Below are 13,098 nucleotides of genomic sequence, written 5' to 3' on the forward strand. Positions count from 1 at the left end.
ACACACTCGTCAAATGGCTTGGCTGCGCCGGGAGGGCGGCAGCAACTGGGCAATGGGGCCGGCATTGGCGGCAGCATCGTGCTGGCCGAAGCAGGCGTTGTAGGTGGCGATGATTTCACCGGCGATGGACACGGCAATCTCGATGGGCAGCTTGCCTTTGACCTCGGCCAGGCCCATCGGGCAGCGCATGCGCGCCAGCAGCGCGTCGTCGAAGCCACGCTCACGCAGGCGGTGCTCGAACTTGACCCGTTTGGTCTTCGAGCCGATCAGGCCGAACCAGGTGAAGTCGTTGCGCTTGAGAATGGCGGCGGTCAGTTCCAGGTCGAGCTGGTGGTTGTGGGTCATGACGATGCAATAGCAGCCTGGCGGCAGCTCTGCGATTTCGTCGACCGGTTCCTCACTGACGACCTTGGTCACCCCGTGGGGGATGAGTTCGGGGAATTCCTGTTCACGCGAATCGATCCAGCGCACCCTGCAGGGCAGGGCGGCGAGCAAGGGTACCAGAGCCCGGCCGACATGGCCCGCGCCGAATACGGCGATCTGCGCCTGCACGGCGGCCATGGGTTCGAACAGCAGCACGGTGACGCCTCCGCAGCACTGGCCCAGGCTGGCACCGAGGCTGAAGCGCTCCAGGTGCGGGGTGGTGCGTTGTTCTTCAAGCATCTGCCGGGCGATGTGCAGGGCCTTGTATTCCAGGTGGCCACCGCCGATGGTGTCGAACAGGCCGCTGGCGCTGACCACCATCTTCGAGCCGGCATTGCGCGGGGTTGAGCCGCGCTCCTCGATGATGGTCACCAGTACGCAGGCTTCGCCACGGGACTGGTGGTCGGCGAGGGCGTTGATCCATTGGTGCATGTTTGAACCTCTCTCAACAGCGCCGCAGTTCCTGTAGGAGCGGCCTTGTGTCGCGATCGGGCTGCGCAGCAGCCCCAGAAATCTTCGTTGTGGCACAAATCCTGGGGCCGCTTCGCGACCCGATCGCGACACAAGGCCGCTCCTACAGGGGTCTTGCATTGTCAGTGGGTAACGGTTTCCAGTTCAGGCTCGGCAGGTTGCGCGGCGGCCACCGCCTTGCGCATCTGCTCACAGCCCCACAACACCCGCTCCGGCGTTGCCGGCGCATCCACCTGCGGCTGCACGCGGTAGTCGGCGAGGCTGGCTACGGCGTCCTTGATCGCGCACCAGGCGGCAATGCCAAGCATGAACGGCGGCTCGCCCACGGCCTTGGAATGGAACACGGTGTCTTCCGGGTTCTTGCGGTTCTCCACCAGCTTTACCCGCAGGTCCAGCGGCATGTCAGCCACCGCCGGGATCTTGTAGCTGGCCGGGCCGTTGGTCATCAGCTTGCCCTTGGCGTTCCACACCAGTTCTTCAGTGGTCAGCCAGCCCATGCCCTGGATGAAGCCACCTTCCACCTGGCCGATGTCGATCGCCGGGTTCAGCGAGTCGCCAACGTCGTGCAGGATGTCGGCGCGCAACATCTTGTACTCGCCGGTCAGGGTGTCGATGATCACTTCCACGCACGCGGCGCCAAAGGCGTAGTAGTAGAACGGCCGGCCGCGCGCCTGGCTGCGGTCGTAGAAGATCTTCGGTGTGCGGTAGAAACCGGTACTGGACAGTGACACCTGGGCAAAGTAGGCCTGCTGCACCAACTGCTCGAAGCTGACGATCTGGTCGCGCATGCGCACATGGCCGTTGCGAAACTCGACGTCTTCCTCGGTCACCTGGTAGTGCCGCGCGGCAAACTCGACCAGGCGCCGCTTGAGGATCTCGGCGGCGTTCTGCGCTGCCTTGCCATTCAGGTCTGCACCGCTGGACGCTGCAGTCGGCGATGTGTTGGGCACCTTGTCGGTGTTGGTGGCGGTGATCTGAATGCGGCTGAAATCCACCTGGAAGATCTGCGCCACCACTTGCGCCACCTTGGTGTTCAGGCCCTGACCCATCTCGGTGCCGCCGTGGTTCAGGTGGATGCTGCCGTCGGTGTAGATGTGGATCAGCGCACCGGCCTGGTTGAGGAAGGTGGCAGTGAACGAGATGCCGAACTTGACCGGGGTCAGCGCCAGGCCTTTCTTCAGTACCGGGCTGTTGGCGTTGAAGCGGCGGATCGACTCGCGGCGTTCGGCGTAGTCACTGCTGGCTTCCAGCTCGGCGGTCATCTCTTCGAGCATGTTGTGCTCGACGGTCTGGTAGTAATGGGTGACGTTGCGTTCGGTCTTGCCGTAGTAGTTGGCCTTGCGCACTGCCAGCGGGTCGCGGCCCAGGTGGCGGGCAATGTGGTCCATCACCTGCTCGATGGCGACCATGCCCTGTGGGCCGCCAAAGCCGCGGTAGGCGGTATTGGAGGCGGTGTTGGTCTTGCAGCGGTGGCCATGCACGGTGGCATCGCCCAGGTAATAGGCGTTGTCGGAGTGGAACATGGCGCGGTCGACGATGGAGCCGGACAGGTCGGGCGAATAGCCGCAGTTGCCCGCCAGGTCGAAGTTGACACCGTGCAGGCGGCCGGTGTCGTCGAAGCCCACGTCGTACTCGACGTAGAACGGGTGGCGCTTGCCGGTCATGGTCATGTCCTCGACCCGAGGCAGGCGCATCTTGGTCGGCTGGCCGGTCAGGCGTGCCACCACGGCGCACAGGCACGCCGGGCTGGCAGCCTGGGTTTCCTTGCCGCCAAAACCGCCACCCATACGGCGCATGTCCAGCACCACCTTGTTCATCGGCACGTCGAGCACTTCGGCGACCAGCTTCTGCACTTCGGTGGGGTTCTGCGTGGAGCAGTAGACGATCATGCCGCCGTCTTCGGTGGGCATCACCGAAGAAATCTGCGTTTCCAGGTAGAAATGCTCCTGGCCGCCGATGTGCAGGGTGCCTTGAATGCGGTGCGGGGCCGTGGCCAAGGCGGCAGCGGAATCGCCGCGCTGGTGGGTGTGGCTGTCGAGCACGAAGTGCTTTTTGCGCAGTGCCTTGACCACGTCCAGTACCGGTTCCAGGTCTTCGTACTCGACGATCGCGGCCATGGCGGCGCGGCGCGCGGTTTCCAGGTCACGGGCGGCAACGGCGAGTACCGGCTGGCCGAAGAACTCGACCTTGTCGATGGCCAGCAGCGGGTCGCCGGCTACCACCGGGCCGATGTCCTTCAGGCCGGGGATGTCCTCGTGGGTGATGGCGATGCGCACGCCCTCGAAGGCGTAGCATGGCGTGGTATCGATGCGCAGGATGCGAGCGTGGGCGCGGTCGGCAGTGCGTGCATAGACGTGCAGCTGGTTGGGGAATTCCAGGCGGTCGTCGATGTACAGCGCCTCGCCGGACACATGCTTGTCGGCGCTGTCGTGCTTGACGCTGCGGCCGACCCCGGTGGTCAGGTCCTGGCTGAACAGCTCGGCCATCTCGGCCTGGCTCTTGGCTACGTGATGGTTAGACATAAGCGGTCACCCGGGTTTCGATGTGCGGTGTTTGCTGTTCGATGAAGTACTTGCGCAGCAGGTTCTGCGCGGTCAGCAGGCGGTATTCCTTGCTGGCGCGGAAGTCGCTGAGCGGGGTGAAGTCTTCGGCCAGCGCCTGGCAGGCGCGCTCGATGGCGGCCTGGTCCCACGGCTTGCCGCGCAACGCTGCCTCGCAGGCACGGGCGCGCTTGGGGATCGCCGCCATACCGCCGAAGGCGATGCGCACACCGCTGACCACGCCGTCTTCGATGCTGAGGTTGAACGCTGCGCACACGGCGGAGATGTCATCGTCCAGGCGCTTGGACACTTTATACGCACGGAACGACCAGTCATTGCTGGCGCGCGGCACGATGATCTTCTCGATGAACTCGCTGTCCTGGCGGGCGGTGATGCGGTAGTCGATGAAATAGTCTTCCAGCGGCATCACTCGCTGGCGCTCGCCCTGGCGCAGCACCACCTGGGCATCCAGCGCGATCAGCAGGGGCGGCGAGTCGCCAATCGGCGAAGCGTTGCCGATATTGCCGCCAAGGGTGCCCTGGTTGCGGATCTGCAGCGAGGCAAAGCGGTGCAGCAGGGCGCCGAAGTCGGGGTATTCTTCGTTCAGCGCGCCATAGCAGTCGGTGAGCGGGGTGGCGGCGCCGATTTCCAGGTGGCTGGCGGTTTTCTCGATGCGCTTGAGCTCGGCCACATGGCCGACGTAGATCATCACGGGCAGGGTCTTGTGGAACTGGGTCACTTCCAGCGCCAGGTCAGTACCGCCGGCCAGCAGGCGCGCTTCGGGGTGTGAGCTGTACAGGTCGGCCAGGTCGGAAACGGTCAGCGGCACCAGGCAGCGCTTGTCGCCGCTGTTCAGCTCGCCGGTCTGGGTCGGGGTGATGGCCTTGAGGCGGCTGATAGTCTGCGCCTGCTGGGCATCGTACTGGTCGCGGCAGGGCTGGCGGCAGCTCTGCTCGGCAGCGTCGAGGATCGGCCGGTAGCCGGTGCAGCGGCACAGGTTGCCGGCCAGGGCTTCCTGGGCCTGGTGCAGGTCGGGGCCGCTGCTGTTCTTCTGCAGGGCGAACAGCGACATGACAAAGCCGGGGGTGCAGAAGCCGCATTGCGAACCATGGCAATCGGCCATCGCCTGCTGCACGCTGTGCAACTGGCCCTGGTGCTTGAGGCCTTCGACGCTGATCAGTTGCTTGCCATGCAGCGACGAAACAAAGGTCAGGCACGCGTTCAGGCTGCGGTAGCGCAGGCTGTCGTGGCCCTGGTCGTCCAGGGTCAGTTCACCGACCACCACGGTGCAGGCGCCGCAGTCACCACTGGCGCAGCCCTCCTTGGTACCGGGTTTGCCCAGGTGCTCGCGCAGGTACTGCAGCACCGTCATGTTCGGGTCCAGGGCGTGCTCACTACGCAGCTCCTGGTTGACGAGAAACTGGATCACGGGGATGGCCTCGCAATGGTTTTATTGTTGTTGGGCGGACTCTAAGCAACACCTGTCTAGCAGGTCAATATTTTTCTGACTCAAAGGTCAAGAAAATACGCATGTCCACGCCCGGACGAACGCATTGCCCATCTACCAAGCATAGATCGCGCCGGGCGCGTGGCTGTCTGCAGGGTCAAATAAACCGCCTGGCCCCTCTGCGCGATTACCGCCCAAGTACGCTACAATCCGCCACTTGTGCCCAGTTCAATGATTTTGAAGGAAAACCATGACGTTCAAGGCCCCGGACAGCCTCTCCGAGCAGATTGCCGATTACCTGGCCGAACGCATCATCCGCGGCGAACTGGCGCCAGGCGAGCGCATCCAGGAGCAGAAGGTTACCCAGGCGCTCAACGTCAGCCGCGGCTCGGTGCGCGAAGCGCTGCTGATCCTCGAACGCCGGCATTTGGTGGCGATCCTGCCGCGTCGCGGGGCCCACGTAACCGAACTGGACGAGCGCAGCGTGCGCAGCCTGTGCTCATTGATGGGTGAGTTCTATATCCTGCTGGGTAACGCGGTTGCGCAAAAATGGCGCACCGAAGCCGACCTGCGCCCGTTCCTGGAGATCCAGCAGCGTCTGCAGCGCGCTCATGACCAGTTGGACATCAAGACCTTTGTCGCCGAAAGTTTCGCGGTCATGCGCGCGGCCTTCCCGTTCGCCGACAACCCGTACCTGCAGGAAACCGTAGAGAACCTGCAGCCCGCCATGAGCCGTGCCTACTACCTGTCGCTGGACCAGCGCCAGGCCAACATGATCGACTACCTCGACCTGTTCGCCCGCCTGCTCGAAGCCGTGGTCGCCCGTGACCTGCCGCGTATTCGCGAGGTGCTTACCGCCTATGGCCAGCGCAGCTGCGAACTGGTGCTGGCGGCGCTGGCCCGGGGCTGACCGATGCGCCTGAAGTGCATTCGCCTGGCCGGCTTCAAGTCGTTCGTCGACCCGACCACGGTCAATTTCCCCAGCAATATGGCGGCGGTGGTTGGCCCCAACGGTTGCGGCAAGTCCAACATCATCGACGCGGTGCGCTGGGTGATGGGCGAAAGTTCGGCAAAGAACCTGCGCGGCGAGTCGATGACCGACGTCATTTTCAACGGCTCCAGTGGCCGTAAGCCGGTCAGCCAGGCCAGCATCGAACTGGTGTTTGACAACAGCGAAACCACCCTGGTCGGCGAATACGCCGCCTACGCCGAAATATCCATCCGCCGCAAGGTCACCCGCGACGGGCAGAACAGCTATTACCTCAACGGCACCAAGTGCCGCCGACGCGACATTACCGACATTTTCCTGGGTACCGGCCTGGGGCCGCGCAGCTATTCGATCATCGAGCAGGGCATGATCTCCAAGCTGATCGAGGCCAAGCCCGAAGAGCTGCGCAACTTTATCGAAGAAGCCGCCGGCATCTCCAAATACAAGGAACGCCGCCGCGAAACCGAGAACCGCATCCGCCGCACCCAGGAAAACCTGGCGCGCCTGACCGACCTGCGCGAAGAGCTGGAACGCCAGCTGGAGCGCTTGCACCGGCAAGCCCAGGCGGCCGAGAAGTACCGTGAGTACAAGGCCCAGGAACGGCAGATGAAAGCGCGCCTGTCGGCCCTGCGCTGGCGCGACCTGGACGAACGCGTGCGCCAGCGCGAGTCGGTGATCGGCGACCAGGACGTGTCCCACGAGGCGCTGGTGGCCGAGCAGCGCAATGCCGATGCCAGCATCGAGCGCCTGCGCGACGGCCATCACGAATTGTCCGAACGCTTCAACCAGGTGCAGGGGCGCTTCTACTCGGTAGCCGGCGACATCGCCCGGGTCGAGCAGAGCATCCAGCACGGCCAGCAGCGCCTGCGCCAGTTGCAGGACGACTTCAAGGAAGCCGAGCGCACACGCCTGGAAACCGAATCGCACCTGGGCCACGACCGCACCTTGCTGGCCACCTTGGGCGAAGAACTGGCGATGCTCGAGCCCGAGCAGGAAATGACCCTTGCTGCCGCCGAAGAGGCTGCCGCCGCGCTTGAAGAGGCCGAGCTGGGCATGCACGGCTGGCAGGAGCAATGGGACAGCTTCAACAGCCGTTCCGCCGAGCCGCGCCGCCAGGCCGAAGTGCAGCAAGCGCGTTTGCAACAGCTGGAAACCAGCCTGGAGCGCCAGGCCGAGCGCCAGCGCAAGCTGGGCGAAGAGCGCGAGCAGCTGGGTAGCGATCCGCAGGACGCCTCCCTGCTGGAACTGGCCGAGCAGTTGGCCGGCAGCGAAATGTTGCTGGAAGAACTGCAGCTGTCCGAAGAGCAGGTGGTCGAGCGCCTGGAAGGCGCGCGCGGGCAGCTGCAGCAGGCTACCCAGGCCCAACAGCAGGCACAGGGCGACCTGCAGCGTCTGGGTGGCCGTCTGGCCTCGCTGGAAGCCTTGCAGCAGGCCCTGGAGCCGGGGGCGGGCGCTGCAGACTGGCTGCATGGCCAGGGCCTGGCGCAACAGCCACGCCTGGCCGAAGGCTTGCGGGTAGAACCGGGCTGGGAGCTTGCAGCAGAAACCGTGCTCGGCGCTGATCTGCAGGCTGTGCTGGTGGACGATTTCAACGGCCTCGATTTTGCTGGCCTGGAGCAGGGCGAGTTGCGCTTGCTGCTGGCCAGTGATGCCGGCGAGTCGTTACCCGGCAGCCTGCTGGAAAAGGTTGAAGGCCGCGTTGATCTGGCGCCCTGGCTGGGCCAGGTCAAGCCGGTGGAAGACCTGGCCCAGGCGCTGGCGCAACGTGCGTCGCTTGGCGAAGGCCAGAGCCTGGTCAGCCGCGATGGCTACTGGGTTGGCCGGCACTTCCTGCGGGTGCGCCGGGGCAGTGAGGCCGAGGGTGGTGTGCTGGCGCGTGGCCAGGAAATCGAACGCCTGGGCCAGGAGCAACTGGAACAGGAAGCGGCGCTGGAGCAACTGGAGCAGCAACTGCAAGCCCTGCGCGAGCAGCAGCTGGACCTGGAAGAGCAGCGCGAGCAGTTGCGCCGCCGCAGCCAGGAAGAAAACCGCCTGCACGGCGAGCTGAAAGCCAACCTGTCGGCCAGCCGCGCGCGCGCCGAGCAGGTCGAGCTGCGCCGCCGGCGTTTGCAGGAAGAACTGACCGAACTGGAAGAACAGCGCGCCCTTGAACATGAACAACTGGGTGAAGCCCGCTTGTTGCTGCAAGAAGCCCTGGAGCTGATGGCCCAGGACACCGAGCAGCGCGAGCAGTTGATGGCCCGCCGCGACACCCTGCGCGAAAGCCTCGACCGGGTGCGCCAGGAAGCCCGCCAGCACAAGGACCACGCCCATCAGCTGGCCGTGCGCCTGGGCTCGCTGCGTGCCCAGCACGACTCCACCCGCCAGGCACTGGAGCGCCTGGAGCAGCAGGCGGCACGGCTAAGCGAGCGTCAGGAGCAACTGAGCCTGAACCTGGAGGAGGGCGAGGCCCCCCAGGAAGAGCTGCGACTGAAGCTGGAAGGGCTGCTGGAGCTGCGCATGAGCGTCGACGAGGAAATGCGCCTGGCCCGTCTGCACATGGACGAAGCCGACCGCGAATTGCGCGACGCCGAAAAGCGCCGCACCCAGGCCGAGCAGCAGGCGCAGTTGCTGCGCGGGCAACTGGAGCAGCTACGGCTGGAGTGCCAGGGCCTGGATGTGCGGCGCAAGACCCTGCAGGAGCAGTTGCTGGCCGATGGCTACGACCTGCAAGGGGTTCTCGCCACACTGGAGGCCGACGCCAGCGAACAGGGCACCGAACAAGCGCTGGAACAACTTGAAGCGCGCATCCAGCGCCTGGGGGCGATCAACCTCGCCGCCATCGAAGAGTACGAGCAGCAGTCCGAGCGCAAACGCTACCTGGATGCCCAGAACGCCGACCTGGTCGAGGCGCTGGAGACCCTGGAAAACGTCATTCGCAAGATCGACAAGGAAACCCGCAATCGCTTCAAGGATACCTTTGATCAGATAAATGCCGGATTACAGGCACTTTTCCCAAAAGTTTTCGGTGGTGGCAGCGCTTATCTGGAACTGACGGGCGAAGATCTACTCGATACAGGGGTGACGATCATGGCGCGACCACCGGGCAAGAAGAACAGCACCATCCATCTGCTGTCCGGCGGCGAGAAGGCACTGACCGCGTTGGCGCTGGTGTTTACCATCTTCAAGTTGAACCCCGCACCGTTCTGCATGCTCGACGAGGTCGATGCACCGCTGGACGATGCCAACGTCGGGCGCTACGCGCGCCTGGTCAAGGAAATGAGTGAAAGCGTGCAGTTCATCTACATCACCCATAACAAGATTGCCATGGAAATGGCGGACCAATTGATGGGGGTCACCATGCATGAACCCGGTTGTTCACGTCTTGTTGCAGTTGATGTGGAGGCCGCCATGGCCATGGTCGACGCCTGATACGCGACGATGGGGCACATTCTGTAGCGAAATGCCCCCGTCATGTGCGACAGACGGTGTAAAGTTGTCTTTGGTCGTGCTAGCTTAATGTCACTCGTTTTTTGCGTGGGTAAAACGCCTGTCAGAACATAGAGTTGGCGCCACGTGTTAAAGGGCTTTGAACCCTTTGTTTTCAAGCATATTTTTATAGAGGCACGGGATTACATGGAAATCGGTCTGCGCGAGTGGCTGATCGTCATCGGCATCATTGTCATTGCCGGTATTCTTTTCGACGGCTGGCGCCGCATGCGCGGCGGCAAAGGCAAGTTGAAATTCCGTCTGGACCGCAGTTATTCCAATCTGCCGGACGAAGAGGGCGGCAGTGCCGAAGTACTCGGCCCGTCGCGGGTGCTGGATAACCACAAGGAGCCCGAGCTGGACGAAAGCGACCTGCCGTCGCTCAGCGCTTCTGCGCGTGATCGCGAGCGCGAGCCGAAGCCGGCCAAGGCCAGCAAACGTGCCAAGCGTGCCACCGCGGCTGCCGATGTGCAGCAGGGCGACCTGAGCCTGAGCGCCGAGGCGCGTGAGCCTGACCTGTTTGCCGACAGCGACGACGATTTTGCCGCCGACAACACCCGTGGCAATGCTGCGCCGTCTGCCAGCAGCAGCGTCAAGGACCTGCCGCCGGCCGAGGAAGTGCTGGTGATCAGCGTGATCTCCCGCGACGAAGGCGGCTTCAAGGGCCCGGCGTTGCTGCAGAACATCCTTGAAAGCGGCCTGCGTTTCGGCGAAATGGACATCTTCCATCGCCACGAGAGCATGGCCGGCCACGGCGAAGTGCTGTTCTCCATGGCCAACGCGGTCAAGCCTGGCGTGTTCGACCTGGACGACATCGACCACTTCAGCACCCGTGCGGTGAGCTTCTTCCTGGGCCTGCCGGGCCCGCGTCATCCGAAACAGGCCTTTGACGTGATGGTGGCAGCGGCGCGCAAGCTGGCGCATGAACTGAACGGTGAACTCAAGGACGACCAGCGCAGCGTTTTGACCGCCCAGACCATCGAGCACTACCGCCAGCGCATCGTCGAGTTCGAGCGCCGTGCGCTGACCCAGAAGCGCTGACAGATCCAGACGAAAGAGCAGCCTGAGGGCGTGCTGGTCGGTTCGGGTATGGTTGTAGCCTGTTCCGGCCTCTTCGCGGGTAAACCCGCTCCTACAAGGGCATCACACGCCTCGATGTAGGAGCGGGTTCACCCGCGAAGAGGCCGGCACAGGCAACGATTACCTTGAACCCCATGCACCACCCCCACGCTGCTCTTTTGCTTTGCAAGAGAAGACAAATCCCATGACCGCCGAAACCCGTATCCACGAACTGCGCCACGAGCTCGATCAGCACAACTACCGCTACTACGTGCTCGACGAGCCCAGCGTGCCCGATGCCGAATACGACCGCCTGTTCAACGAGCTCAAGGCGCTTGAAACCGAACACCCGCACCTGGTAACCCCCGACTCGCCCACCCAGCGCGTTGGCGGTACGGCGCTGGCCGCATTCAGTCAAGTGCGCCACGAAGTGCCCATGCTCAGCCTGGGCAACGCCTTCGAAGAAGCGGACCTGCGCGAATTCGGTCGCCGCGTTGTGGAAGGCCTCGACCAGCCGGGTGCGGTCGACTATAGCTGCGAACCCAAGCTCGACGGCTTGGCCGTGAGCTTGCTGTACCGCGACGGCCAGCTGGTGCAGGGCGCCACCCGTGGCGACGGCACTACCGGCGAAGACATCAGCGCCAACGTGCGCACCGTGCGCAACATCCCGCTCAAGCTGCAGGGCGAGGGCTGGCCGGCGGTGCTGGAAGTGCGCGGCGAGGTCTACATGAGCAAGGCCGGTTTCGACCGGCTCAATGCTGCCCAGGCCGAAGCTGGCGGCAAGACCTTCGCCAACCCGCGCAATGCTGCCGCCGGCAGCCTGCGCCAGCTGGACTCGAAGATCACTGCCAGCCGCCCGCTGGAGTTCTGCTGCTATGGCGTCGGCAAGCTGTCCGAGAGCATCGGCGACAGCCACATCGGCATCCTTGAGCAGCTCAAGGCCTGGGGCATGCCGATCAGCCGTGAGCTCAAGCATGCGGCGGGGATCGAAGAATGCCTGGACTACTACCGCGACATTGGCGAGCGGCGTAACAGCCTGCCGTATGAAATCGATGGCGTAGTGTTCAAGGTCAACAGCCTGGCCGCCCAGCGTGAGCTGGGCTTCCGCGCCCGTGAACCGCGCTGGGCGATTGCCCACAAGTTCCCGGCAATGGAAGAGTTGACCGAGGTGCTGGACGTCGAGTTTCAGGTCGGCCGCACCGGCGCGGTAACCCCCGTGGCGCGCCTGAAGCCGGTCAAGGTGGCCGGTGTGACCGTGTCCAACGCCACCCTGCACAACATGGACGAAATCGCCCGTCTGGGCTTGCGCATTGGCGACACGGTGATCATTCGTCGCGCCGGTGACGTGATCCCGCAGGTGATGCAGGTGGTGCTTGAGCGTCGCCCGGAAGATGCCCGCCCGGTACAAGTGCCCAGCGAGTGCCCGGTGTGCGGCTCGCAGGTCGAGCGCACCCAGCTGGTCAAACGCAGCAAAGGCAAGGAAACCACCAGCGAAGGTGCGGTATACCGCTGCGTGGGTCGCCTGGCCTGTGGCGCCCAGCTCAAACAGGCGATCATTCACTACGTGTCGCGTCGTGCCATGGATATCGATGGCCTGGGTGAAAAAAGCGTCGAGCAACTGGTGGACGAAGGCCTTATAGGCTCGCCGGCTGACCTGTACAAGCTTGAGTTCGAGCAGGTCGTTGGCCTGGAAGGCTTCGCCGAGGTGTCTACCCAGAAGTTGCTGGATGCTATCGAAGCCAGCAAGCGCCCGAGCCTGGCGCGCTTCATCTACGCCTTGGGCATCCCCGACGTAGGCGAAGAAACCGCTAAGGTACTGGCCCGCTCGCTGGGCAGCTTGGCGCGCGTGCAGCAGGCATTGCCGCAGGTGCTGACTTACCTGCCCGACATCGGCCTGGAAGTCGCCTACGAGATCCACAACTTCTTCGAAGACGAGCACAACCAGAAGGTGATTCAACAACTGCTCGACAGCGGCATGCAGTTGCAGGACGAAGGCGAGCTGGCTGCCGAATTCGCCGCCAGCACCACCCTGGCCGGCATGATCGCCAAGCTCGACATCGCCTCGGTCGGGCCGACCGGCGCCGAGAAGCTGGTGGCCAAGCTCGACAGCCTGGACAAGATCATCGCCGCCGACGGCATCGACCTGCGCCAGGCCTTGGCGGCCAAGCAGGCCGATGCGGTGCGCGAGTTCTTCAAGGATGAAGCCAACCAGAAACTGGCGCGGGACATCGAAGCGCAGTTGCTGGCGTTCGGCATGCACTGGAGCAGCGAGAAGAAAGTCGCCGAAGGCTTGCCGCTGGCCGGCCAGACCTGGGTGCTGACCGGTACCCTGGAGCGCATGAGCCGCGACATTGCCAAGGACAAGCTGGAAAGCCTGGGGGCCAAAGTGGCCGGTTCTGTTTCTGGCAAGACCCACTGCGTAGTGGCCGGGCCGGGGGCGGGTTCGAAGCTGGCCAAAGCCAGCGAACTGGGGGTGAAGGTGCTCGATGAAGATGCCTTCGTCACCTTCCTGGCCGGGCAGGGCATCGCCGTCTAAAAGCTTGCGTGACCTGTGTAGGAGCGGGTTCACCCGCGAATAGGCCGGTCCTGCCACCCCAACCCGGACAAGTCATTGAGAAATGATGACTTTTTCTCCTCCTAGAGGTTGTATCTGCCCCCAAGACCGGTACAATGGCGCCACTCGCTGCTCAGCGAGGCATGTA

Annotated in this window: 7 protein-coding genes; 4 read left to right on the forward strand and 3 right to left on the reverse strand. The window is 63.9% G+C overall.

Features of this window, described 5'->3' with window-relative positions:
- Positions 1-9: 9 nt before the first annotated feature.
- The 3 genes from xdhC to xdhA form a co-directional block, all read right to left on the reverse strand.
- Complete coding sequence (gene xdhC, locus ACIP02_RS05460) at positions 10-855, reverse strand: xanthine dehydrogenase accessory protein XdhC (protein ID WP_400613981.1); 846 nt, start codon at positions 853-855, stop codon at positions 10-12.
- 161 nt (positions 856-1,016) lie between these two features.
- Positions 1,017-3,416 (reverse strand): xanthine dehydrogenase molybdopterin binding subunit, encoded by a 2,400-nt coding sequence (xdhB, locus tag ACIP02_RS05465; protein ID WP_400613984.1) that lies wholly within the window; start codon positions 3,414-3,416, stop codon positions 1,017-1,019.
- Positions 3,409-4,863, reverse strand: a complete 1,455-nt coding sequence (gene xdhA, locus ACIP02_RS05470) for a xanthine dehydrogenase small subunit (protein WP_400613986.1) — start codon at positions 4,861-4,863, stop codon at positions 3,409-3,411. Before xdhA ends, xdhB begins: the two co-directional genes overlap by 8 nt.
- Before the next feature lie 268 nt (positions 4,864-5,131).
- Here xdhA and ACIP02_RS05475 point away from each other — a divergent pair, with 268 nt between their 5' ends.
- The 4 genes from ACIP02_RS05475 (at position 5,132) to ligA (ending at position 12,932) form a co-directional block, all read left to right on the forward strand.
- Positions 5,132-5,791, forward strand: coding sequence for a GntR family transcriptional regulator (locus tag ACIP02_RS05475; protein ID WP_400613988.1), 660 nt, complete (start codon positions 5,132-5,134; stop codon positions 5,789-5,791).
- Positions 5,792-5,794: 3 nt separating this feature from the next.
- Positions 5,795-9,280, forward strand: a complete 3,486-nt coding sequence (gene smc / locus ACIP02_RS05480; protein ID WP_400613990.1) for a chromosome segregation protein SMC — start codon at positions 5,795-5,797, stop codon at positions 9,278-9,280.
- Between the two features lie 204 nt (positions 9,281-9,484).
- Positions 9,485-10,378 carry a cell division protein ZipA gene (gene zipA / locus ACIP02_RS05485; protein WP_400613993.1) on the forward strand — a complete coding sequence of 298 codons (894 nt, stop codon included), beginning with the start codon at positions 9,485-9,487 and terminating at the stop codon, positions 10,376-10,378.
- Positions 10,379-10,601: 223 nt separating this feature from the next.
- On the forward strand, positions 10,602-12,932 hold the full coding sequence (gene ligA, locus ACIP02_RS05490; RefSeq protein ID WP_400613996.1) for an NAD-dependent DNA ligase LigA: 2,331 nt from the start codon (positions 10,602-10,604) through the stop codon (positions 12,930-12,932).
- Positions 12,933-13,098: the final 166 nt, after the last annotated feature.

The organism is Pseudomonas sp. NPDC089408 (assembly GCF_044749445.1).
Taxonomy (GTDB): Bacteria; Pseudomonadota; Gammaproteobacteria; order Pseudomonadales; family Pseudomonadaceae; genus Aquipseudomonas.

Bases quoted from the DNA above. Each gene is read 5' to 3' on its own strand.
- ACIP02_RS05475 (WP_400613988.1), top strand. From the start codon at position 5,132: ATGACGTTCAAGGCCCCGGACAGCCTCTCCGAGCAGATTGCCGATTAC.
- xdhB (WP_400613984.1), bottom strand. From the start codon at position 3,416: ATGTCTAACCATCACGTAGCCAAGAGCCAGGCCGAGATGGCCGAGCTG.
- zipA (WP_400613993.1), top strand. From the start codon at position 9,485: ATGGAAATCGGTCTGCGCGAGTGGCTGATCGTCATCGGCATCATTGTC.
- xdhC (WP_400613981.1), bottom strand. From the start codon at position 855: ATGCACCAATGGATCAACGCCCTCGCCGACCACCAGTCCCGTGGCGAA.
- smc (WP_400613990.1), top strand. From the start codon at position 5,795: ATGCGCCTGAAGTGCATTCGCCTGGCCGGCTTCAAGTCGTTCGTCGAC.
- ligA (WP_400613996.1), top strand. From the start codon at position 10,602: ATGACCGCCGAAACCCGTATCCACGAACTGCGCCACGAGCTCGATCAG.